Origin of the sequence: Martinezella miluonensis (assembly GCF_900094545.1) — a bacterium.
GTDB lineage: Bacteria > Pseudomonadota > Alphaproteobacteria > Rhizobiales > Rhizobiaceae > Rhizobium > Rhizobium miluonense.
In genome coordinates, this window is sequence record NZ_FMAH01000039.1 from 1 (window position 1) to 19,722 (window position 19,722).

At 60.2% G+C, this 19,722-nt stretch carries 21 protein-coding genes and 1 tRNA gene; 7 read left to right on the forward strand and 15 right to left on the reverse strand.

What is annotated here, in order from left to right; genetic code table 11:
• Together GA0061102_RS24940 and GA0061102_RS24945 are read right to left on the reverse strand one after the other, a co-directional pair.
• A partial coding sequence (locus GA0061102_RS24940; protein WP_139115051.1) for a transposase occupies positions 1-236 on the reverse strand: 236 nt, incomplete at its 3' end.
• Positions 237-433: 197 nt separating this feature from the next.
• On the reverse strand, positions 434-1,654 hold the full coding sequence (locus GA0061102_RS24945) for an acyltransferase family protein (protein ID WP_092854196.1): 1,221 nt from the start codon (positions 1,652-1,654) through the stop codon (positions 434-436).
• Between the two features lie 343 nt (positions 1,655-1,997).
• On the opposite strand from GA0061102_RS24945, the gene GA0061102_RS24950 reads away from it, so the two are divergent.
• Positions 1,998-2,627, forward strand: a complete 630-nt coding sequence (locus GA0061102_RS24950) for a DUF1287 domain-containing protein (RefSeq protein ID WP_245298131.1) — start codon at positions 1,998-2,000, stop codon at positions 2,625-2,627.
• Positions 2,628-2,702: 75 nt separating this feature from the next.
• On the opposite strand, the gene GA0061102_RS24955 is transcribed toward GA0061102_RS24950, so the two are convergent.
• The 4 genes from GA0061102_RS24955 to fabA all read right to left on the reverse strand — a co-directional run bounded on the left by GA0061102_RS24955 (position 2,703) and on the right by fabA (position 5,953).
• On the reverse strand, positions 2,703-3,272 hold the full coding sequence (locus GA0061102_RS24955; RefSeq protein WP_092854200.1) for a GNAT family N-acetyltransferase: 570 nt from the start codon (positions 3,270-3,272) through the stop codon (positions 2,703-2,705).
• A 77-nt stretch (positions 3,273-3,349) separates the two neighbouring features.
• Positions 3,350-4,156, reverse strand: coding sequence for an enoyl-ACP reductase FabI (gene fabI, locus GA0061102_RS24960; protein WP_092854202.1), 807 nt, complete (start codon positions 4,154-4,156; stop codon positions 3,350-3,352).
• 4 nt (positions 4,157-4,160) lie between these two features.
• Positions 4,161-5,384, reverse strand: a complete 1,224-nt coding sequence (fabB, locus tag GA0061102_RS24965) for a beta-ketoacyl-ACP synthase I (RefSeq protein ID WP_092854204.1) — start codon at positions 5,382-5,384, stop codon at positions 4,161-4,163.
• Positions 5,385-5,437: 53 nt separating this feature from the next.
• On the reverse strand, positions 5,438-5,953 hold the full coding sequence (fabA, locus tag GA0061102_RS24970) for a 3-hydroxyacyl-[acyl-carrier-protein] dehydratase FabA (protein WP_092854206.1): 516 nt from the start codon (positions 5,951-5,953) through the stop codon (positions 5,438-5,440).
• Between the two features lie 296 nt (positions 5,954-6,249).
• On the opposite strand from fabA, the gene irrA reads away from it, so the two are divergent.
• Positions 6,250-6,669, forward strand: coding sequence for an iron response transcriptional regulator IrrA (gene irrA, locus GA0061102_RS24975; protein ID WP_092854208.1), 420 nt, complete (start codon positions 6,250-6,252; stop codon positions 6,667-6,669).
• A gap of 43 nt (positions 6,670-6,712) precedes the next feature.
• On the opposite strand, the gene GA0061102_RS24980 is transcribed toward irrA, so the two are convergent.
• Positions 6,713-7,348: a trimeric intracellular cation channel family protein gene (locus GA0061102_RS24980; protein WP_092854210.1), complete on the reverse strand. Its 636-nt coding sequence runs from the start codon at positions 7,346-7,348 to the stop codon at positions 6,713-6,715.
• A gap of 143 nt (positions 7,349-7,491) precedes the next feature.
• Between GA0061102_RS24980 and GA0061102_RS24985 the strand changes: the two genes are divergently transcribed.
• Entirely contained in the window at positions 7,492-7,971 is a 480-nt protein-coding gene (locus GA0061102_RS24985; protein WP_092854212.1) for a hypothetical protein, read from the forward strand.
• A gap of 44 nt (positions 7,972-8,015) precedes the next feature.
• Here GA0061102_RS24985 and GA0061102_RS24990 read toward each other — a convergent pair whose 3' ends face one another.
• The 5 genes from GA0061102_RS24990 to GA0061102_RS25010 all read right to left on the reverse strand — a co-directional run bounded on the left by GA0061102_RS24990 (position 8,016) and on the right by GA0061102_RS25010 (position 10,767).
• Positions 8,016-8,807, reverse strand: coding sequence for a YdcF family protein (locus tag GA0061102_RS24990; RefSeq protein ID WP_092854214.1), 792 nt, complete (start codon positions 8,805-8,807; stop codon positions 8,016-8,018).
• Between the two features lie 72 nt (positions 8,808-8,879).
• A complete protein-coding gene (locus GA0061102_RS24995) occupies positions 8,880-9,602 on the reverse strand; it encodes a YoaK family protein (protein WP_092854215.1) in 723 nt (240 codons plus the stop codon).
• A gap of 108 nt (positions 9,603-9,710) precedes the next feature.
• A complete protein-coding gene (locus GA0061102_RS25000) occupies positions 9,711-9,950 on the reverse strand; it encodes a GIY-YIG nuclease family protein (RefSeq protein WP_092854306.1) in 240 nt (79 codons plus the stop codon).
• A 209-nt stretch (positions 9,951-10,159) separates the two neighbouring features.
• A tRNA-Ala gene (locus GA0061102_RS25005) sits at positions 10,160-10,235 on the reverse strand.
• Positions 10,236-10,386: 151 nt separating this feature from the next.
• A complete protein-coding gene (locus tag GA0061102_RS25010; protein ID WP_004127699.1) occupies positions 10,387-10,767 on the reverse strand; it encodes a TIGR02300 family protein in 381 nt (126 codons plus the stop codon).
• A 402-nt stretch (positions 10,768-11,169) separates the two neighbouring features.
• Between GA0061102_RS25010 and GA0061102_RS25015 the strand changes: the two genes are divergently transcribed.
• The 3 genes from GA0061102_RS25015 (at position 11,170) to rpsA (ending at position 14,367) form a co-directional block, all read left to right on the forward strand.
• Positions 11,170-11,805: an FMN-binding negative transcriptional regulator gene (locus GA0061102_RS25015; RefSeq protein WP_092854217.1), complete on the forward strand. Its 636-nt coding sequence runs from the start codon at positions 11,170-11,172 to the stop codon at positions 11,803-11,805.
• Between the two features lie 28 nt (positions 11,806-11,833).
• Positions 11,834-12,466: a (d)CMP kinase gene (cmk, locus tag GA0061102_RS25020; protein WP_092854219.1), complete on the forward strand. Its 633-nt coding sequence runs from the start codon at positions 11,834-11,836 to the stop codon at positions 12,464-12,466.
• Positions 12,467-12,663: 197 nt separating this feature from the next.
• Positions 12,664-14,367, forward strand: coding sequence for a 30S ribosomal protein S1 (gene rpsA, locus GA0061102_RS25025; RefSeq protein ID WP_092854221.1), 1,704 nt, complete (start codon positions 12,664-12,666; stop codon positions 14,365-14,367).
• 104 nt (positions 14,368-14,471) lie between these two features.
• Here rpsA and GA0061102_RS25030 read toward each other — a convergent pair whose 3' ends face one another.
• The 3 genes from GA0061102_RS25030 to GA0061102_RS25040 form a co-directional block, all read right to left on the reverse strand.
• A complete protein-coding gene (locus GA0061102_RS25030; protein WP_092854223.1) occupies positions 14,472-16,124 on the reverse strand; it encodes a hypothetical protein in 1,653 nt (550 codons plus the stop codon).
• Positions 16,125-16,361: 237 nt separating this feature from the next.
• The gene (locus GA0061102_RS25035; RefSeq protein WP_037155229.1) at positions 16,362-16,988 is read right to left on the reverse strand and encodes a ribonuclease D; all 627 of its coding nucleotides are present in this window, start codon (positions 16,986-16,988) and stop codon (positions 16,362-16,364) included.
• Positions 16,989-17,172: 184 nt separating this feature from the next.
• Positions 17,173-18,003 (reverse strand): MerR family transcriptional regulator, encoded by an 831-nt coding sequence (locus GA0061102_RS25040; RefSeq protein WP_092854308.1) that lies wholly within the window; start codon positions 18,001-18,003, stop codon positions 17,173-17,175.
• Positions 18,004-18,392: 389 nt separating this feature from the next.
• On the opposite strand from GA0061102_RS25040, the gene GA0061102_RS25045 reads away from it, so the two are divergent.
• Positions 18,393-19,664 carry a 4-aminobutyrate--2-oxoglutarate transaminase gene (locus tag GA0061102_RS25045; protein WP_092854225.1) on the forward strand — a complete coding sequence of 424 codons (1,272 nt, stop codon included), beginning with the start codon at positions 18,393-18,395 and terminating at the stop codon, positions 19,662-19,664.
• Positions 19,665-19,722: the final 58 nt, after the last annotated feature.

Sequence of the window (19,722 nt, forward strand, 5' to 3'; positions counted from 1 at the left end):
GAGGAGCGCACCTCGTTGAAATAGCCGTAGATGTAGAGCTTCAGCAGATCACGCGGATCGTAGGGGGGACGACCTGTCGAGGCCTCAACCGCTCGCCTGAATCCGAGCTGCGCAACATCAAGCCCATCGACAAAGGCATCGATCACCCGCACCGCAGCATCTGCCGCAACGTAATCCTCGATCCGGGCTGGCAACAGCGACGTCTGACCCCGATCAGTCCCTGAAATGTATCCCATGAAAATGGCCGCATCGTTTCCAATGCGGCCACCTTAATTGATTTGCCGGACTTCTCACACAGGCTGAATCGGCCGCCTTTTCTTTGATGGACTGGATCTAGAGCATTTCCACTTTTCTTCGAATCGAGAAAACGCTCTATCATCTTGTTTCTTTACGCATTCCGGACGGAAAACCGCTGCGCACTTCCTGGAAACGCCTAACCGACTCGATGCGAGCGCGACATCAGATGATCCCGCAGCATCAGGAAGTTTCTCTCGACGAGAAACCAGAGCGCCGCCGCTACGATGAAGCAGGTGGCGAGGTAGATGACGAAGCCTGAAAGCCCCTGAAGATTGTCCTTGCCGAACACCATCTGGTCGAGATGGTAGACACCCTTGTGGGTCAGATAGAGGCTGTAGGAGAGCGTCGCGATCCCTGATATGGCCGGAAGGTGCCAGCGCCCGATCCTGGGCTGCAGATCAACCAATGCGCCGAGAATGAAGGCTACGCCCGCCGAGAAGAGCGGAAAGCCGAAAACCGCGCCTGGAAGAGGTTGAAACACGAGCGGCAAATTGGTTTCGGCAAATGGCCCGCGGATGGAAAAAATCACGAGCGCTGCGATGACGGACATGCTGCCGATGCCGAGCGCGATATACGGCGGCATGTATCTTTCCCACAGCAATGGCTTGAACAGCCGGATTGCCGCCAGAACGACGCCGAAGGTCAGCCCGTCCAGCCGATTGTAAGTCGGATAGTAGACATCCCTGAAATAGGTGGCGAGCGCTTCCCTATAGGCCTGTATTTCGACAGCCGGGCCGACCTGGCTCTGCCAGAGAGCAAACCGCAGCCCCATGCCGGCAATCACGATTGTCGCGACCAGAGAGGCGACGAAGACCACCGTCGCGCGCCGCCTCAGCAAGACGACGAGAACCGGCAGGAGAAGATAGAAATGCTCCTCGACGCTCAGCGACCAGGCCTCGGTGAACGTGCCTCCCAACCGCGGATCGAGCCCGAAATTGACCGTGAAGGTAAAGAACCGCCAAGCCGGCTGCATCGTCGGCGCGTCGCGCAGAGACGGGACGAGCGTATAGAAGGCAAGCACGAGCAGAAAGGCGGGCAATATGCGGAACGCTCGGCGCAGATAGAAGGCTTTGAAGTCGATGGCACGGCGGCGCGCGGCCTCCGCCATCAGCTGACTTCCGATGAGATAGCCGCTGAGCACGAAGAAGATGTCGACGCCGATCCAGCCATAGGGCCTGATCCCGGCCAAAGGCAGCGGCGTCGCCTCCACCGGCAGATGCACGAGCATGACGAGCAGAATGGCGAGCGCGCGCAATATATCTGGCCCCAATGCCCTCGTGGTGGCAGCGGTTTCGAGCGATGTCGTCTCATCCAATGGATCGAGCGGCTTGGGGCTGGCAACAGTTATGGTGTTCACGGCTGGGGTTCCCGTAAATGGTCAATGAACGCCGATGGAAATGCAGGAAATACTGTTGAATGCGTGCCTTGTATCGGAATTCCGGCCGGTCGTAACGGGCCATCCCCGGCAAGATAGAATTAACCTAAAATTTTCGTAAAATCTTATCGAATGGAGGTTAACGCGCCCGATTCGGCGCCTCTGACGACAGTTCGTCTTCCAGGGTGTTCCGGGCCAAGGAAGTAGAGCCGCCTTCGGCGCTCCACCCATACGTGAATCACCCATAGATTCGCCTCGATTCGAGGGAAAGTTCGTCTCTCGAACAGAAGCGTTCGTGCCGTGGCTATCGCGAGAAGGGGAGCCGATGATGGATGTCACGCGCCGTGCGGTGCTGCGAACCGGCCTTTTGGCCTTCACCTCGGCATTACCGGCCGTGAGCCAAGCCAACCCGGCTGCTCCAACCTGGCCGTCATCCCTGGTACAGGCAGCGAGAGCGCAAATTGGCGTTACCACGCGCTATGACCCCACCTATGTCAGAATAGCTTATCCGGGCGGCGATGTGCCTCCAGATCGCGGCGTTTGCACCGACGTCGTCATCCGTGCCTATCGCCGTGCCTTCGGGTTCGATCTGCAAAAGCTGTTGCACGAAGACATGAAGGCCAATTTTACCGCCTACCCCAAAGCATGGGGCATGAAGGCGCCTGATCCCAATATCGACCACCGCCGCGTCCCGAATCTTGCCGCCTATTTCACTCGGCGGAAAGCGGCCTTGTCACTGGAAGACGATTTCGCTAGCTATCGCCCCGGCGACCTCGTCACACAGATGCTTCCGGGCAATCTCACCCATATCGTCATCGTCTCATCGAAAACATCGACGGAAGCGCCGGGGCGGCCGCTGGTCATCCAGAACATTGGCGCCGGGACAAGCGAGGACGACACCCTGTTTGCCTACCAGCGGACAGGGCACTATCGATTCGCGCCTGCACCCGTCTGATCCGAGCGCGTCACGGGTCGTAGCGTGATATTGATACGACACCGGCGGAACCGGTCAGCGAGCAACTATCGCGATTTAACCAGATCTTTTCTCGGACCACTCTCGACGCAGAACGGCATAGACGCATTCATTGCCCCAAATGCCGTTGAAGCGATCACTTTCGATCAGGAGCGCCTCGCGACGCAGGCCCAGCCGCTCGACAACGCCGACCGACCCGGTATTTTTCGAATCCAGCCGCGCGAAAATCCGATGAAAGCCGAATTTTTCGAAGCCGAGGGTGATGATGGCCCCGGTTGCCTCGGTCGCGTAGCCCTTGCCGGCATAGGCGGGATTGAAGATATAGCCGACCTCGGCCTGCTGGGCGGCCTTGTTGGTGAAAGTCAGGCTGACATCGCCCACCAAAGCTCCGTCCTCGTGCCGAATGGCGGCGCATAGAAGCGTATCGTCATCTTCCGCGAACAGGGAATTCAAACGAGCATCGAAACGCTCCCTCATCACCTCTGGCGACGGTGGATCGCGATACAGGAAGCGATAGATCTCCGGCAGGGAGCGATAAGCGCTGTAGGCTTCGAAATCTCCCGCAACAAATTTGCGCAGGATAAGGCGTTCGGTAGATGCGAGCGGTTTTGCGTCGTTGGACGTCATCGGGAATCCTCTGGAAGGATGTCCGGAGATGCAGTCCTCCCGGCCAAGGGCCGAGAGGACAATTGAGATCAGAATGCTTACTCCGCGTCAGCGGTCGTCAGCGCATCCAGCGTCGGCATCGAGGTGATGTTGTAGCCGGCATCGACAAAGTGAACTTCGCCGGTGACGCCCGCCGCCAGATCCGACAGCAGGTAGAGCGAAGAGGAGCCGACCTGATCGATGGTCACGGTCTTGCGCAGCGGTGCGTTGCGCTGGTTCCACGACAGGATGGCACGGGCGTCGGAAATGCCGGCGCCGGCCAGCGTACGGATCGGGCCGGCGGAAATCGCGTTGACGCGAATGCCGCGCGGGCCGTAATCGGCGGCGAGATAGCGGACAGACGCCTCTAGCGCCGCCTTGGCGACGCCCATGACGTTGTAGTTCGGGATCACGCGCGTCGAGCCGTTATAGGTCAGCGTCAGCATACTGCCGCCTTCGGTCATCAGCTCGGCGGCGCGCTTGGCGATCTCGGTGAAGGAGAAGCAGGAAATCACCATCGTGCGGGTGAAATTGTCCCGCGTGGTGTTGGCATAGAGCCCCTTCAGCTCGTTCTTGTCGGAGAAGCCGATGGCATGGACGATGAAATCCAGCTTGCCCCAGCGCTCCTTGATCGCGTCGAAGACGGCATCGACGGAAGCCAGATCCTCGACGTCGCAAGGCAGCAGGAAATCCGAGCCGACTTCGGCTGCGAGCGGCTTGACGCGCTTGCCGAGCGCCTCGCCCTGAAACGTGAAAGCCAGCTCCGCGCCTTCGGCTGCAAGCGCCTTCGAAATACCCCAGGCAATCGAATGATTGTTTGCGACGCCCATGATGAGGCCGCGCTTACCCTGCATAATTCCCGTCATTGCCTTATCCGTTGTAGCGCTGGAATACGAGCGTGGCGTTGGTGCCGCCGAAGCCGAAGGAATTCGACAGAGCGATATCGAACTTGGCGTTGTCGATACGCTTGCGCACGATCGGCACGCCATCGAATTCCGGGTCGAGTTCGGCGATATGGGCGCTTTCTCCGATGAAGCGCTCCTGCATCATCAGGATCGAATAGATCGATTCCTGCACGCCGGCTGCGCCGAGCGAATGGCCCGTCAGCGACTTGGTCGACTGGATCGGCGGGATCTTGTCGCCAAAGACTTCGCGAATGGCGCCGATTTCCTTGCTGTCGCCCACCGGCGTCGAGGTACCGTGGGTGTTGATGTAGTCGATATCGCCCTTCACGGTGGCGAGCGCTTGGCGCATGCACCGCACCGCACCCTCGCCCGACGGCGCTACCATGTCGTAGCCGTCCGAAGTGGCGCCGTAACCGACGATTTCGGCATAGATCTTGGCGCCGCGGGCCTTGGCATGTTCCAGTTCTTCCAGAACCAGCACGCCTGCACCGCCGGCGATGACGAAGCCGTCGCGCTTGGCGTCATAGGCGCGCGAGGCGGTTTCTGGATGATTCTCGTTGAAGTCGGACGACATGGCGCCCATGGCGTCGAAGAGGTTCGACATGGTCCAGTCGAGATCCTCATGGCCGCCGGCGAACATGACGTCCTGCTTGCCCCACTGGATCATTTCGGCGGCATTGCCGATGCAGTGCGCCGAAGTCGAGCAGGCGGAGGAGATGGAGTAGTTGACGCCGTGGATCTTGAACCAGGTCGCAAGCGTTGCCGACGCGGTCGACGACATCGACTTCGGAACGGCGAAGGGGCCGATGCGCTTCGGGCTGTTGTTCTTGCGGGTGATGTCGGCCGCCTCGATCAGCGTGCGGGTCGACGGGCCGCCGGAGCCCATGATGATGCCGGTGCGCTCGTTGGTGACGTCACCTTCCTCGAGGCCGCTATCGGCGAGCGCCTGCTTCATGGCGACATGGTTCCAGGCGCCGCCCTGCGACAGGAAGCGCATGGCGCGACGATCCACCAGCTCGGTCGTATCGATCTTCGGCGAACCCCAGACCTGGCACTTGAAGCCGTGCTCGGCGAAATCGGGAGAGAAAGAAATGCCGGACTTGGCTTCGCGCAGCGAGGCGGTCACTTCCTGAGCATCATTTCCGATCGAAGAGACAATACCCAGACCCGTTACAACTACCCGTCTCATATCGATGACCTTTTCTAAAACGTCTGTCTTTTTGGAGGCGGCGGCGCCGCGGTTCAGGCGACCTTGTCCTTCGACAGGCCCACACGCAGGTCCGCCGCCTGATAGATGGTTTCACCGTCGGCCTTCAACCAGCCATCGGCCGTGCCGAGGACCAGGCGGCCGCGCATGACACGCTTGAAGTCGATACCGTATTCCAGAAGCTTCGTGTCCGGACGAACCATGCCCTTGAACTTCACTTCGCCGGTGGAAAGCGCCATGCCGCGGCCGGGCTCGCCGAGCCAGCCGAGGAAGAAGCCGGTCAGCTGCCACATGCCGTCCAGGCCGAGGCAGCCCGGCATGATGGGATTGCCGGCAAAATGACAGGGGAAGTACCAGTCGTCAGGGCGTACATCGTATTCAGCACGGATAAAGCCCTTGTCGAAGGCGCCACCGGTCTCCGAAATTTCAGTAATGCGATGGACCATCAGCATCGGCGGCAGGGGAAGCTGTGCGTTGCCCGGGCCGAACAATTCGCCGCGGCCGCAAGCCAGGATTTCCTCGTAATTGAAGCTGGATTGTCTCGTCGTCATAAAATTCCGTTTCCCCCGCATGAATGCCGATGGATGTGAAGCTTTAGTGCAAGATGGACAGAAAATGAAGCACAAGCATTGGACTCTCATTCATCTGTTCGATCAAAGGCACTAGCCATTATGTGGTGGTCGCATACAGGAACGCCAGAGCCGCTACCAGAGCCAAATGCGTCAAACGCCGGTTTTTTGCGGCTTTTGAGCACCTTCCCACCTCATTGAAACTATTGAAAGCAATCAAGGCAAAAGTTATATGGCTTAGTAAAGAATTATAGAGATCAGGAATCCGGAGTCCCTGAATGGCGGAATATGCCGAAATCGCGATCGAAACCAGGCTGCGCAATGTCGGCCTGAGACCGACCCGACAGCGGATCGCACTGGGAGACCTCCTCTTCGCCAAGGGCGACCGCCATCTGACCGTGGAAGAACTTCACGAAGAGGCCGTTGCAGCCGGCGTTCCGGTTTCGCTCGCAACCGTCTACAACACGCTGCATCAGTTCACCGAGGCCGGGTTGATCCGCGTCCTCGCGGTCGAAAGCACGAAGACCTATTTCGACACCAACGTTTCCGACCACCATCACTTTTTCGTGGAAGGCCACAACCAGGTGCTGGATATCCCGGTCAGCAATCTGACGATCGGCAACCTGCCGGAACCGCCTCAAGGCATGGAAATCGCCCATGTCGACGTCGTCATCCGCCTGCGCCGCAAGCCGCGTTGAGGCAACCCCTCGCCCAGACGATCCTTCGGCGAAAAATTTCCCGTTACATCACATCATCAGGATGCCGGCCCGGCCTATGGTGATAGGTCGGAAAGGTCCAGCCGAACCAGAGCGCGCCGCCACGCACCGCGAAGGCCGCCGCCACGCCCAGCCCTGCCGATATATAGAGCGGCAGCATCGTCGCATTGGCGGCCGTGAAGACGCCGGCACCGACGATGGCTGCCGTTACATAGATTTCCGGACGCAGCAGCACCGAAGGTTCATTCGCCAGGAGATCGCGCAGGATGCCGCCGAACGTCGCCGTCAGCGCGCCGGTAACGATGGCGACGGTCGGCGAGCCTGTCGCGGCCATGCCTTTGGCCGCGCCCATCACGCAATAGGCTGACAATCCCACCGCATCGAGCCAGATCAGCAAGCGATAGCGCGATTCGAACAGATGGGCGGTGAAGAAGAACAGCACCCCGACGAAGGCGCAGATGATGATATAGGTCGGGTTCAGCACCCAGAAAACCGGCACCCGGCCGAGAATGATATCGCGGAGCGTACCGCCGCCGATGCCGGTGACCGCGGCAAAAAACAGAAAGCCGATCAGATCGAGCTGCTTGCGCGAGGCCGAAAGCGCGCCCGTGGCGGCGAAGAGGGCGACGCCGGCATAATCCAGAAACGAGAGAAGCGACATCGAGAACTCCAACGGGGCGCAGGCGGCGATTTTCATGAAGTGAATCATGACCGCAAGGGCCGCGCAAGCAGGCGCGCGTAAAGATGTCGCAGCGGTTGCGGCGACCCACAAGGCCGCGACGGCGCTTGGAAAAGGAAGCCCCCGTGAAATCCGTGCTGATCGTCATCCTCAACCTCGTCGCACTCGTGATCATGCCCGCCGTAGCCGAGGCGCAGCAATCGATCCTGCAGGATCCGGTCGCTTTCGAGAAGGATCACTTCACCAAGAGCTGCGACGGGCAGGTGAGTTTCGGCGACAAGTTCGCGACCCAGCAGGACATCAACAACGACAAGTTGATGGATATCGTCATCAACGAGGGCGAGATCACCTGCAAGGGCGAAAAGCAGGCTTATTGCACGGACGAAGGCTGCCCCTACAACTTCTATGTCCAGGTCGCCGAAGGCGGGTATCTGCTCGTCGCCACCGCGAAGATCTATGGCTACGACTTCATCCTACGCTTCGGCAACATGGTGCTGGTCATGAAGATGCATCCGCGCTTCTGCGACCGCAAGGATGGCGAGGCCTTTTGCGAAATCACCGTCAGGGTGCGCGGCACCAAATTCGTCACCATATCCCAGAAATAGGCCATACGGCGCGGACACGCAGTTATTACGGTCCGGACGCGTGGTTACGGTCCGGGATAAAACGCCGAGGTGCGCCCGACGGTGTAGTACCCCACCAGGCCGACCCATTCGCGCAGGCCGGTCGCCAAGAGCTGCGCATTGCGCGAGGGCTGGGTGAAGTCGAAGCCGAGCATTTCCCTGCCGGTGCTGCGATAATCGACCGGCCAGGGCACGACATCGATGCCCTGCTTGCGGAAAATGCCCATCGAGCGCGGCATGTGGAAGCCCGAGGTTATGAGCAGGCAATTCGAAAGCCCGTTCTGCGCCAGCAGCTCTTTCGTATTGACGGCATTCTCGAAGGTGGTGCGCGAGGTCTTGTCCTCGACCATGCGGCTTGTCGAGATGCCGAGCGCGGTAAAGAAACGCTCTGAGATGACGGCATCGCCCTCATAGGTGCCGCCGATCGAGCCGTCGCCGCCCGAAATGACGATACGCGCCTGCGGATATTTCTGCGCCAGCCGCAGCGCCTCGATGAGGCGATCGCCGGCCGAATCGAGCTCGTAGCCGCCGCGCACCGTCGTCACCTCGTTCTGGGTGGCGCCGCCGAGGACGATCATGCATTTGAGATCCGCCGGGTCGGCTGCAGGCCGCGGAAAACGATCTTCCAGCCCCTGGACGACATAGGCGCCGGCCGTCGTATAGAGCGTGACGAACAGGACGACGATGGAAAGAAGCGATGCGGTAAGCATGGAAGCACGCCGGCGCAATACTCCGGCGACGAAGGCCAGCAGGCCAAGCAGGAATGCCAGCGACAGCGGCTGACCGAAAATCCAGACAAGTTTCGAAAAAACGAACACGGCACATCCTTACGCTTGTCGGTAGAAAACGATTCGTCTTCTCCCTAGCAGATTTTGTGCGCTGCAATGTGGCTATTTCGGCCGTCGCTCCAGCGGGGCGGCGGCCACGAAACGCTGATTGAAGCGGCGTTGCAGCGGGCGGGGGATGAAAAGCGTCGATAGCGCCAGGACAAGCGCGACCATCGAAACCAGCCAGAGCGCATGTGCCCCAAAGGTGCGAGCGAGAAGCGCGCCGATGACGGCGCCTGATATCATGCCGCTCCAGGGCACGATCTGCACCGTCCAGGCAAAATTCCGCTCGCCCAGCAGGAAGCGGCCGATGCCGCGGCCGAATCGCGAGAGCGCACCCGTGACATAGGTCAGCCCGATCGGCAGGCCTTCAATATGTTCGACCGTGGCATTGACCAAGCCCATGGCGAGCACCACGAGAAAGAACTGCACCAGAACCAGCGCCGGCTCTGCAAAGCCGGCGGCCGAGGCCAGAAGGATGCTGACGCAGGCAAGCACGACGAAAGCCCGCCGATCGGCCGCATGCGCGATGACGATGCCAAGCGCATTGCCGGCTATGAATGTCAGAATGGCGGAAAACAGCACCAGCGCATGACCGAAATCCCCCGTTCCGACCGCAATCGCCGCCCGCGTCGTATTGCCGGTCATGAAGGACACGAAATTACCCGTCAGCATCAGGCCGACAGCATCGGTCATGCCGGCCAGAAATGCGATCGAGGCAACAAGCACCAACCCCGTCACCGTACGGCGGGTCTTAATGAGGCGACGGCGGCGCTGTCTGGTCATGGCGCGAATCGGGGTGAGTTACGGAAGATCGGAAGCTAGCATGAAGTTGGGGGGATGCGGAATGTTGTGGAGTCGATTCGAAGCAACCCGCCGAGAGGCACGGCGCAATTACAATCTCTTCTTCGCAAAGGCACGTCCTGATCCGGATTTAAGGTATTTTTCGAATTCGAACGCCTGCGTCTCATCTGAGAAGGCGATGTAGGTTTTGATCGACCACGGCGCGTATTTCGAAGTATGGGACACCTCTCTGGCGTTGTGCTTTGCCAGACGAGCTTTCAGATCTCCGGTTACGCCGACATAGTGACGATCAGGAAAATCGCGGCTTTGAAGGATGTAGACGTACTTCATGCACAGCATGATAGCGTACAGCAGCAGGAGCACAACCAATGCGCTATTGCCAACGACCCAAACCGAGTTTTCAAATCAAACTGCTGAGAGATCTGGAGAAAGTCCGCTTTCGTTACTTCGTAACTTCAGCGCGACAGCCTTCGCCGTCTTCTCGCCTTCGGTTCATCAAGCCTGCCGGCTTGCCGAGCCGAAGCTCGCAGAGCGAAGGCTGGTGGAGCTAAGCGGGATCGAACCGCTGACCTCTTGCATGCCATGCAAGCGCTCTCCCAGCTGAGCTATAGCCCCATCAAGGTGGTGCCGTTTGACCGGCCCTGGGTCCCTTCCGAGCGCTTTGCCCGTCGGGGTGGCGGCTTATTACTTCTGGTTTTTGCAGATAGCAAGCCGAAAAATTCGGCCCGGGAAATTTTTCTTAGTTACCGGGCCGATTGTCGTCTGATCAAACGTCGTCGTCGTCGCCGGTGACGCCGATGATGTCGCTCATGTCGTCGTCATCTTCATCTTCGTCGGCTTCGAGGAAGGTGTCGTCGTCATCGTCGCCGATTTCGACATCGTCGTCGCCGATATCCGGGATATCGTCGCCGGCTGCAGCCTCGTCGGCATCCTCGAGCGATACCAGTTCGACTTCCGTGTTTTCGGTATCGACTTCGGCCACTTCCTCTTCTTCCGGAACTTCCTTCGCTGCGGAGGTTTCCTCGAAGAAGGACAAGGGCCAGGACTTGCCGGTATAGGGCGAGATCACCGGATCCCGGTTCAGGTCATAGAACTTCTTGCCGGTATCCGGGTCGGTACGTTTTGTTCCAAGTTCCGCTTTCGCCACTGTCAAAGCCTCATGAATGGCCGAAGGAAAATTCGGCAATGCCGGGGAAGCCGGCGTTTTAAGGGAAATATCAGCCGGTCCCCTTAATCGTTGCGGCCGTTTCTGTCAAAGCTAAACTTCATGCCGCTTTGCACGCGGTTTTCGTGCATTGCGCGATGAGGGGCTAGCGGGCCTGTACCAGCGAGCCGGTGCGAACCCTCGAACCCCCGGCGCAAGAGCATTGCAGCCGGCCGCGACAGACCCCTGCCTGAACGACATAGCCACGATGTTTTCCCGATTTTTTGCTATGATGACAAGATTGAACGCGACGATCGAAGCCAAGGGCTGTTAGACCGCGCGGATGGCCGTTCGAAGCCTTGTGCACGAGGTTTCCGAGAATGGCGCAGCAAACGGACCGAAGCCATGTATCAGCCTCCACATCATCGCGAAGACGATCTCGGCACGCAACATCAACTGATCCGCGCCCATCCGCTGGGATTGCTGATCACGGCGGGCGGCGGCGGACTGATCGCCAATGCCGTGCCGTTTCATCTGAATACGGAGCTTTCGTCCAAGGGGACGCTGCAAGCCCATATTGCGAGGGCAAACGGCCAGTGGAAGGAGATTGCGGCGAGCGCACCCGTCCTCGTCGTCTTCCAGGGCGCCGATACCTACATCACGCCGTCCTGGTATGCGACGAAGCGGGAGACCGGCAAGGTGGTGCCGACCTGGAACTATGCGATCGTGCAGGTGCGTGGAGCCGCGCGGACGATCGAGGACCCCGCCTGGCTGCGCGCGCAGATCGGCGCGCTGACAGGCGAGAACGAGAGCGACCGTCAACAGCCCTGGACGGTGGAGGATGCGCCGCCGGAATTCATCGCAGCCCAGATGAAAGGCATCATCGGCATCGAAATCGACATCGAGACGATTGACGGCAAATGGAAGGTGAGCCAGAACCGGCCGCTGGCTGACCGACAGGGCGTGGCCGAGGGCCTCGGGGCAGTCGATCGAACAGAAGCCGCCGAGATGGCCGATCTGGTGCGTCGCTACAGCAAATAACGAGATACGGTGTAGGGACGGACAAGACATGATCATCGCCATCGACGGGCCTGCGGCTGCCGGCAAGGGAACCCTGGCGCGCCGGATCGCCGAGACTTATGGTTATCATCACCTCGACACCGGCCTCACTTATCGCGCCACCGCCAAGGCCCTCCTCGATGCCGGGCTGCCGCTCGACGACGAAGCCGTTGCCGAAGGCATGGCGCGCAAGGTCGATCTGGCCGGGCTCGACCGGGCCGTGCTGTCCCTGCACGAGATTGGTGAGGCCGCATCGAAGATCGCCGTCATGCCAGCCGTGCGCCGGGCGCTTGTCGAAGCGCAGCGCCGCTTTGCTGGGAAGAAGCCGGGCGCCGTGCTCGACGGCCGCGACATCGGCACCGTCGTCTGCCCGGAAGCGCCGGTGAAGTTCTATGTGACGGCGTCGGCCGCAGTCCGGGCAAAGCGGCGCTACGAGGAGATTGTCGAAGCCGGCGGCAACGCCGATTACGATGCTATCTCCGAGGATGTGAAGCGGCGCGACGAGCGCGACATGGGCCGCACCGACAGCCCCTTGAAACCAGCTGAAGACGCGTACTTGCTAGATACCTCAGAAATGAGTATAGAAGCGGCGTTTCAGAAGGCGAAATCGATCGTCGATGCCGCTCTGAGCCGAAATGCCTGAAAATATGAGCGGCTTTCGCGCGCCTCGCGCCGGAAACCGTCGATTTCGAAATAGCCTGACATTCCGTCCAAGCGCCGGATAGCTTTCCATCAAAGGAAGGCGGACTGGGGTCAGGCCCGTTTAACGCGAACCACCGGCGCACCAGTGTCCAAATTGCACAATCCAAGTTGCATAATAAGGACACGCCAGGAGATTTTATGTCTGTAACTTCCCCCTCTCGCGAAGATTTCGCAGCCCTTCTCGAAGAATCCTTTGCCAAGAACGACCTGGCTGAGGGCTATGTCACTAAGGGCATCATCACCGCCATCGAAAAGGATGTCGCCGTTGTGGACGTCGGCCTCAAGGTCGAAGGCCGCATCGCGCTGAAGGAATTCGGCGCGCGCGCCAAGGATGGCACGCTCAAGGTTGGCGATGAAGTCGAAGTCTACGTCGAGCGTATCGAAAACGCGCTTGGCGAAGCCGTTCTCTCGCGCGAAAAGGCTCGCCGCGAAGAAAGCTGGATCAAGCTCGAAGCCAAGTTCGAAGCTGGCGAACGCGTCGAAGGCGTCATCTTCAACCAGGTCAAGGGCGGCTTCACCGTCGATCTCGACGGCGCTATCGCCTTCCTGCCGCGTTCGCAGGTCGACATCCGTCCGATCCGCGACGTGACCCCGCTGATGCACAACCCGCAGCCCTTCGAAATCCTCAAGATGGACAAGCGCCGCGGCAACATCGTCGTTTCGCGCCGTACGGTTCTGGAAGAGTCCCGTGCCGAGCAGCGTTCTGAAATCGTTCAGAACCTCGAAGAAGGCCAGGTTGTTGACGGCGTCGTCAAGAACATCACCGATTACGGTGCGTTCGTTGACCTCGGCGGCATCGACGGCCTGCTGCACGTCACCGACATGGCATGGCGCCGTGTGAACCATCCGTCGGAAATCCTGTCCATCGGCCAGCAGGTCAAGGTACAGATCATCCGCATCAACCAGGAAACCCACCGTATCTCGCTCGGCATGAAGCAGCTCGAGAGCGATCCGTGGGATGGCATCCAGGCCAAGTATCCGGAAGGCAAGAAGATTTCCGGTACCGTCACGAACATCACCGACTACGGTGCGTTCGTCGAACTGGAGCCGGGCATCGAAGGCCTGATCCACATCTCGGAAATGTCCTGGACCAAGAAGAACGTTCACCCCGGCAAGATCCTGTCCACGAGCCAGGAAGTCGAAGTTGTCGTTCTCGAAGTCGATCCGACCAAGCGTCGTATCTCGCTCGGCCTGAAGCAGACGCTCGAAAACCCGTGGGCAGCATTCGCCCGCAACCATCCGGCTGGCACCGAAGTCGAAGGCGAAGTCAAGAACAAGACCGAATTCGGCCTGTTCATCGGCCTCGACGGCGATGTGGACGGCATGGTGCACCTCTCCGACCTCGACTGGAACCGTCCGGGCGAACAGGTCATCGAGGAGTTCAACAAGGGTGACGTCGTCAAGGCTGTCGTTCTCGACGTTGACGTCGAGAAGGAACGCATCTCGCTCGGCATCAAGCAGCTCGGCAAGGATGCAGTCGGCGAGGCAGCAGCTTCCGGCGACCTGCGCAAGAATGCAGTCGTTTCCTGCGAAGTCATCGCAGTCAACGAAGGCGGCATCGAAGTGAAGCTCGTCAACCACGAAGACATCACCTCGTTCATCCGCCGCGCCGATCTGTCGCGTGACCGTGACGAACAGCGTCCGGAGCGTTTCTCGGTTGGTCAGGTTGTCGACGCTCGCGTCACCAACTTCTCCAAGAAGGACCGCAAGATCATGCTGTCCATCAAGGCTCTGGAAATCGCAGAAGAGAAGGAAGCCGTCGCTCAGTTCGGTTCTTCCGACTCGGGCGCTTCGCTCGGCGACATCCTGGGTGCGGCTCTGAAGAACCGCAACGCCGAATAATCTTCGGTAGAAGCCTGGAAGCAAAAGACCCGCCGGAGCGATCCGGCGGGTTTTTCTTTGTCCGTTGTGCCGAACTTGGGTCGGCCATTCCATTCTCGGGCGGTCTACTCCCAAGCCACCATGCGTCGATAGAAATCAAAGGCGTGGTCTTGCTGGCGATCATTCAACGAAGGCCGCGGCAAGGCAGCCAGCTCCGACGGAGCAGTCTCGATCTGAGGTGAGGCAAGCTCCGCTTCCATATCGTCGACGGCTTCCTCGGCCATCTGCGCCGGCGGCTCTTCTGCCTGCGATTCGTCCTGGTCCTGGTGCTGCGCCGTTTCTTCGTCCTCGGGGCGTTCGTCTTCCTCATCGTCGACGGGATCGACGCGATCGACCCGCTTCTGCTCGCTTGCTTTGGCGAGCGAGGTAGCCGGCAGATAATTGGCGACCACGAAGGGGACACCGAGCGGCACGGAAACCGGCATTCCTGCCTGCTCCGCAGTGTCGTAGATGGTCAAGGCGGCTGTGGAGGCGGCCAGAACCTGCGGCTTGCCGGAGGATGCGGCAGCGGAAACGGCCGTTTCCGCCTCATCCGCCAGTGACGCAGGCGTCGCAGCGGCCGGGATGAGGCGGCTCCTGCCGCTCTCGTCGACAGCCGGCTGCGACGGCACTTGCCCGGCCGTATTGGCCGTCAACGCCTGCGCTATGATCTTCTCGACGGAGGCCGTCGGATTGTTGATGATCTGCTGAAGGTCGGAATTGACGGCCATGACGGGCGGCTTGATGACAACCTGCAACCCCTCCTTGATGGCGGCCTGGATTTGCTGGATGTCACGCGGCACCGGCGGGGGCGTCAGCGGCGACCTGATCAATTCGATTTCGATCGGGAGCTTGGCCTCCGTGGCAATCGCCGCCAGCAACGGCCCGGCAGTCAGATCATCTGCGAGGGATGCGACGAGCTGCAATGGCGAGGCCGTACCCATGCCGGAGCTGGCAGGCGCAGCTTGCGGCGTTGGAACTGCTCCGTTTTGGGTCAGCGCTTGTGTGGGCGTCGCTGTGGCGGCACTCACAGGCGCGGGAACTGGTTGCGGTGCAATACCGGATTGAGGTGCTCCCGGTGGCACGGCCGATGGCTGTGCTCCAGGCTGGGCGATCGCGGCGGCAGCGGGCTCCTTTGGAGGCGACACCGAGTTTGCCACCTGGGCGGCGATATCGGCCGCCTTCTGCAGTGGCGCCGACGCTGACAGCTGAGCTGCCGCCGGCTTCGTTTCTCCAGCATTCTGGCCATATGAATTGACGACCGCCTTTAGGACGGCATCGGGTTCGGCAGCCGCTGCCTGTTCCAGGCTGAGGGCCAGCTGAACCGCTTGCGGGCTTTCGGGATCCGCCAGGGCGGCGGCGAGCAAGGGCAATGGCACGGGCGTGCTCATTTGCGCGTCCACTCGCTGTTGCGCAGCGACAAGCTGCTGCGGCGTCAAGTTGCTGATTGTGTCGGCAACGCGCTGCGCATAGGCGGCATTGCTCTCGCCCGGTTCGCGCGAAACATTCAACGTCCGTGCAGCAACGTCGATTGCGGACAGCAGGCTGTCGAGCATCCGCTCGCGAGCTGCCACCAGCAGCATGTTCAGCTTGCCCTCGACGCCGGCATTGACTGCACTCGACAAGACCGCCAGCGGTGTTGCGGCGGTCTGGAGCCCGGAGGTCTCCGCGGTTGCGACGACAGGTTTCTCAACAGATACGCTTACAGCGGACACGGCACCAACGGCGGGAAGCAACATGACATGCTCCTTTGTCTGGCAAGGCGACGATGGAAGCGGGAGGCAGGTTCAATGAAGGTCCGCTCATGCGGCCTGTGGATTTCCTAGCGGCAGATAACCCAGGTGGCGAGACGCAAACGCGATGAACTGGAAATCATCCTCAAAATAGCAGCCTATTCCTTAACAGATCGCTAAATGAAAAGGCCGACGCCACTTTTGCGGCACTGGCCTGTCGATTTCAACCCGCAAGCGAAGCCATCAGCTATGCGCGAAAATATCCGCCTCTTCCCAGCCGAGAAGATCGAGCTTGGCGCGCGTCGGGAGGAAGGCGAAGCAATCGTCGGCATAGTCCATGCGACCGTCGCGCAAAAGCCGCTGCGTCAGCTTCTCGCGCAGCGCATGGAGGTAAAGCACGTCGGAAGCCGCATATTCGAGCTGCGCCTGCGACAGCGGTTCGGCCGCCCAATCGGACGATTGCTGCGCCTTGGAAATATCGACGTCCAGCATCTCCTTGAGATTGTCCTTCAGGCCGTGGCGGTCGGTATAGGTGCGGCAGAGGCGCGAGGCGATCTTGGTGCAAAAGACCGGCGTGGTGGTAACGCCGAAGGTATGGAACAGCACGGCGATGTCGAAGCGGCCATAGTGAAAGATCTTCTGGCGCGCGGGGTCGGCAAGCATGGCGACGAGATTGGGCGCCTGCTTCTGGCCGGCGGCGATGCGGATGATATCAGCCGTGCCGTCGCCCGGCGACAGCTGCACGACGCAAAGACGGTCGCGGCGCGGGATGAGGCCGAGGGTTTCGGTGTCGATGGCTATGGCGCCGGTATAGCGGGCGGCATCTGCGGCGGAAATATCACCTTCGTGATAACGGATGGTGGCAGCCATGAGATTCTCCCGGCTCTGTCTTTACGAATTCGCTTTTCGTCCGTTCTATAGAACAGACAGGGTGATAACGATACCTTCGCGTCCGGACGCTTTTCGCTTTTCTCCGAAACGTGAAAAGCTCCATCTTCCTGTTTCTCCGCGCATTCCGAGCGGAAAACCGCGGCGCACTTTTCCTGGAAATGCTCTAAAATGTCGGCGGCGTGTTGATCCAGAGCAATATGGTCTCGCCATCGTGGCGGTTACGCCAGGAATGATAGCGGCGGCTTTCGAAATAAAGGGAATCGCCGGGCAGAAGGTCGAAGAACTGGTCGCTGTCGAGCACCAGCTCCAGGCGCCCGGCTAGGACATGGATGAACTCCTCACCCTCGTGGCGATAGGCGCCCTCGCTTGCTGCACCCGGCGCAAGCACGAAACGATGGCAATCCATCATCGTTCTTCCTTCGGCAAGCAGCTGGACGGTGACACCCGGCGTCGTTGCCGGCCAGGCACGCCATTCGCCGGATCGGATCAGAGCGGGAACGTCCTCCCGCTCCTCGCCCGACAGGCGCGAGACGGTCGTGCCGTAGTAATCCGCAAGATCATGCAGGGTCTTGAAGCTGACGCCCTGCGAGGTGCGCTCCAGGGTCGACAATGTCGAGGATGTCATACCCATTTCGGCTGCGACCTGCTCCAGCGTCTTGCCGGCAGCATGGCGCAGCGACCGAAACCTGCGACCGATATCGGAGGATGCGGATTGTTCTCCATTCTCGAGGCCGGTCGCGCTCCCCTCTTCGGTCTCGAGCGCCTCGCGAATCGCCGCCGGATTGAGGCCGCGCTCAGCGCGGAACCAGGAAATGCGCTTTAGCCGCGCTACATCTTCGGCGCTGTACTGCCGGTGCCCGGTCTCGGAGCGAGAGGGTACGAGCAAGCCCTGGCTTTCCCATAGGCGCAAAGTGGACGCCGATACGCCAGCCAGACGTGCTGCCTCCGCCACCTTGTAGCGCACTGGGTAGCGCTCGGGCTCGATGCTGCTCATTTGCCAATGACCCCTGATCTCTAGAGCATTTCCGCTTTTCTTCGAATCACGAAAATGCTCCATCTTCTTATTTCCCAACGCATTCCGGACGGAAAACCGCCGCGCACTTTTCCTGGAAATGCTCTAGTCTTTTGATCTGTTTAGCACGGATGGAAGCGCCTGCTGCACAATTCCTTAAATCGATTTAAGGAATTGTGCAGCTGTTCAAGGTGCCACAGCGTCCTTGGTGCGCCTTGAAAGGTACGCTGCGCTATGTGGGAGCCTTCAGCCCATTTTTGTCACCCACACAAGATCCCGCTTGAAATCTTGCAGGAAAAATGTAGGAGTTTTATAAATAAATTGCAGAAGTTCTGCAAGATAATTCGAAACTACCTTCTGGGAGCACTGTGATGACCCTGACCGAACGGAAGAACGCCGCCATTTCCCGCGGCGTCGGCATGACGACGCAGATCTATGCTGATCGCGCTGAAAATGCCGAGATCTGGGACAAGGAAGGGCATCGCTATATTGATTTCGCCTCCGGCATCGCCGTGGTGAATACCGGCCACCGGCATCCCCGCGTCATTGCTGCCGTCAAGGAGCAGCTCGATCGCTTCACCCACACCTGCCACCAGGTGGTGCCCTATGAGAGCTATGTGCATCTTGCCGAGCGATTGAACGCGATCGTTCCCGGCGATTTCGCCAAGAAGACAATCTTCGTGACGACGGGTGCCGAAGCGGTCGAAAATGCCGTCAAGATCGCTCGTGCTGCGACTGGCCGCTCCGCCGTTATCGCCTTTAGCGGTGGCTTCCACGGCCGTACCTTCATGGGCATGGCGCTGACCGGCAAGGTCGCACCCTACAAGATCGGCTTTGGCTCGATGCCGGGCGATGTCTTCCATGCGCCCTTCCCCGTGCCGCTGCATGGCGTTACCGTCGAGCAATCGCTGGCGGCGCTGAAGAAGCTTTTTGCCGCCGATGTCGATCCGCAGCGCGTCGCCGCAATCATCCTCGAACCTGTCCAAGGCGAAGGAGGCTTCTATCCGGCACCGGCAGCTTTCATGAAGGCGCTGCGCGACATCTGCGACCAGCACGGCATTCTGCTGATCGCCGATGAGGTGCAAACCGGCTTCGCGCGCACCGGCAAGATGTTTGCGATGGATCACCATGAGGTGGCGGCCGATCTGGTCACCATGGCAAAGAGCCTTGCCGGCGGCTTCCCGCTCGCCGCCGTCACCGGCCGCGCCGAAATCATGGACGCGCCCGGGCCAGGTGGCCTCGGCGGCACCTATGGCGGCAATCCGCTCGGCGTCGCCGCTGCCCATGCGGTGCTCGACGTCATCACCGACGAGGGCCTGTGCGACCGCGCCAACCAGCTCGGCTCGCGCCTGAAACAGCGGCTTGAATCGTTGCGCGACAAGGTGCCTGAAATTGCCGACATCCGTGGCCCCGGCTTCATGAATGCCGTCGAGTTCAACGATGCCACGACGAAGCTGCCGAGCGCCGACTTCGCGAATAAGGTGCGGCTGATCGCGCTCGACAAGGGGCTCATCCTTCTGACCTGCGGCGTCTACGGCAATGTCATCCGCTTCCTGTCGCCGATCACCATTCAGGACAGCGTGTTCAGCGAGGCGCTCGACATTCTCGAGGCGTCGCTACTCGAGGCGAGCGCCGGCCGCTAGCCGCCGGTCCTTTCGTTCTTTCCTTTCGATCCGCCCGTGCGGCTTGCCGGGCGAAAAC

What these genes read in the sequence shown, in the direction of transcription:
- GA0061102_RS25035 (WP_037155229.1), bottom strand. Translation starts at nt 16,988, where the DNA reads ATGGCTGCCACCATCCGTTATCACGAAGGTGATATTTCCGCCGCAGAT.
- irrA (WP_092854208.1), top strand. Translation starts at nt 6,250, where the DNA reads ATGGCGGAATATGCCGAAATCGCGATCGAAACCAGGCTGCGCAATGTC.
- GA0061102_RS25030 (WP_092854223.1), bottom strand. Translation starts at nt 16,124, where the DNA reads ATGTTGCTTCCCGCCGTTGGTGCCGTGTCCGCTGTAAGCGTATCTGTT.
- cmk (WP_092854219.1), top strand. Translation starts at nt 11,834, where the DNA reads ATGATCATCGCCATCGACGGGCCTGCGGCTGCCGGCAAGGGAACCCTG.
- fabI (WP_092854202.1), bottom strand. Translation starts at nt 4,156, where the DNA reads ATGACGGGAATTATGCAGGGTAAGCGCGGCCTCATCATGGGCGTCGCA.
- rpsA (WP_092854221.1), top strand. Translation starts at nt 12,664, where the DNA reads ATGTCTGTAACTTCCCCCTCTCGCGAAGATTTCGCAGCCCTTCTCGAA.
- GA0061102_RS24995 (WP_092854215.1), bottom strand. Translation starts at nt 9,602, where the DNA reads ATGACCAGACAGCGCCGCCGTCGCCTCATTAAGACCCGCCGTACGGTG.
- GA0061102_RS25015 (WP_092854217.1), top strand. Translation starts at nt 11,170, where the DNA reads ATGTATCAGCCTCCACATCATCGCGAAGACGATCTCGGCACGCAACAT.
- GA0061102_RS24950 (WP_245298131.1), top strand. Translation starts at nt 1,998, where the DNA reads ATGATGGATGTCACGCGCCGTGCGGTGCTGCGAACCGGCCTTTTGGCC.
- GA0061102_RS24955 (WP_092854200.1), bottom strand. Translation starts at nt 3,272, where the DNA reads ATGACGTCCAACGACGCAAAACCGCTCGCATCTACCGAACGCCTTATC.
- fabA (WP_092854206.1), bottom strand. Translation starts at nt 5,953, where the DNA reads ATGACGACGAGACAATCCAGCTTCAATTACGAGGAAATCCTGGCTTGC.
- GA0061102_RS25000 (WP_092854306.1), bottom strand. Translation starts at nt 9,950, where the DNA reads ATGAAGTACGTCTACATCCTTCAAAGCCGCGATTTTCCTGATCGTCAC.
- GA0061102_RS24980 (WP_092854210.1), bottom strand. Translation starts at nt 7,348, where the DNA reads ATGTCGCTTCTCTCGTTTCTGGATTATGCCGGCGTCGCCCTCTTCGCC.
- GA0061102_RS25045 (WP_092854225.1), top strand. Translation starts at nt 18,393, where the DNA reads ATGACCCTGACCGAACGGAAGAACGCCGCCATTTCCCGCGGCGTCGGC.
- fabB (WP_092854204.1), bottom strand. Translation starts at nt 5,384, where the DNA reads ATGAGACGGGTAGTTGTAACGGGTCTGGGTATTGTCTCTTCGATCGGA.
- GA0061102_RS25040 (WP_092854308.1), bottom strand. Translation starts at nt 18,003, where the DNA reads ATGAGCAGCATCGAGCCCGAGCGCTACCCAGTGCGCTACAAGGTGGCG.